Origin of the sequence: Paraburkholderia oxyphila NBRC 105797 (genome assembly GCF_000685075.1) — a bacterium.
Classification (GTDB): Bacteria; Pseudomonadota; Gammaproteobacteria; order Burkholderiales; family Burkholderiaceae; genus Paraburkholderia; species Paraburkholderia oxyphila.
Genome location: NZ_BAYD01000257.1, coordinates 1 through 1,643, shown reverse-complemented (window position 1 = coordinate 1,643; position 1,643 = coordinate 1). Strand labels below are relative to the sequence as shown.

The window sequence follows — 1,643 nt, the reverse complement described above, 5'->3', positions numbered from 1 at the left end:
GGCCCAGACTGTGTCAAAACGCCTTTTTGAAGCGCTAAAATTTCTCATCAAACGGTGGAGGATGAGCAAGATGAAGCGGTTCGTTCAAGGCGATAGTCGTACGCAAAGCTTTCTCCTTCCCGAAGCGCTTGATGACTACGTGACCGACACCAATCCTGTGCGGGTGGTGGATGTCTTTGTAGATGAGCTCGATCTTCAGAAGCTCGGGTTTGAAGGTGTGGAGCCAGCGCTGACCGGCCGGCCTTCGTATCATCCGGAGGTGATGCTCAAGATCTACATCTACGGTTACCTGAACCGTATTCAATCCAGCCGTCGCCTTGAACGCGAGGCCCAGCGCAACGTCGAACTGATGTGGCTCACCGGCCGCCTGGCGCCTGACTTCAAGACCATCGCGCGGTTCCGTAAAGACAACGGCAAGGCGATCCGCAGCGTCTGCCGTCAATTCGTCGTGCTATGCCAGCGTCTGGACCTCTTCGCCGAGGCGATCGTTGCGATCGACGGCAGCAAGTTCAAGGCGGTGAACCATCGCGATCGCAACTTCACGAGCGCCAAGCTCGAACGACGCATGCGCGACATCGAGTCAAGTATCGCTCGCTATCTCGAGGCGATGGACACAGCGGATCGTCAGGAGCCTACGATTGCGAAGGCCAGAACAGTGCGACTGCAGGACAAGATTGCGGCCTTGAAGGAACAGATGCGAAGCCTCAAGGAGATCGAGGTCCAACTCAACGCGGCACCCGACAAACAAATATCGCTCACGGATCCGGATGCCCGTTCGATGAAGACACGAGGAACCGGAGTCGTCGGCTACAACGTCCAGACGGCGGTTGACACAAAGCACCATCTGATCGTCGCGCACGCAGTGACTAATGATGGCATCGACCGTGATCAGTTAGCGTCGATGGCGAAGCTTGCCCGTACAGAGATGGGTGTCGACAAGCTCACCGCGGTTGCGGATCGCGGCTACTACAAGAGCGAAGAGATACTCGCATGCCATGAGGCTGGGATAACCGTGTTCGTTCCAAAGACGGTGACATCGAGCGCTACGGCTCATGGCCGTTTCGGCAAGGAAGACTTCATTTACGACGCAAAGACGAACGAATATCGGTGCCCGGCAGGCGAGCGGCTCATCTGGCGATTCTCGACCGTTGAGCGCGGCCTGAAGCTCAGTAAGTATTGGAGTTCCAATTGCCAGCAATGTTCGCTAAAAGGGGACTGCACGCCGGGCCCTCAACGTCGCGTGGCACGCTGGGAACACGAAGCTGTTCTGGACGAGATGCAGGCGCGACTTGACCATGCCCCTGAGATGATGCGAATCCGACGGCAGACTGTCGAGCACCCGTTCGGCACGATCAAGGCATGGATGGGCGCCACTCATTTCCTGACACGGACCATCGGGCGGGTGAGCACGGAGATGAGCTTGCACGTGCTGGCGTACAACATGAAGCGCGTGATCAAGCTACTCGGTTCAGAAGCGGTTATGAAGGCGATGCGGGCATGAGGCCCGTACGGGGTTGTTGAGCCTTTGCGATATGTTCGGCTGTGATTTGACGTTCGGGTTGCCGCAATCGAAAAGCCGCGACCTGCGCCGAGCCAGGTTTCGTCAATTCCCAGTGGCCAGCCGTTTTGACACAATCTGGGCC

Annotated in this window: 1 protein-coding gene; it reads left to right on the top strand. The window is 57.4% G+C overall.

Annotated elements, in window-relative coordinates:
- The first annotated feature begins 70 nt into the window (after nt 1–70).
- A complete protein-coding gene (locus BO1_RS48765; protein WP_028223766.1) occupies nt 71–1,501 on the top strand; it encodes an IS1182 family transposase in 1,431 nt (476 codons plus the stop codon).
- Nucleotides 1,502–1,643 lie beyond the last annotated feature (142 nt).

What these genes read in the sequence shown, in the direction of transcription:
- BO1_RS48765 (WP_028223766.1), top strand. Translation starts at nt 71, where the DNA reads ATGAAGCGGTTCGTTCAAGGCGATAGTCGTACGCAAAGCTTTCTCCTT.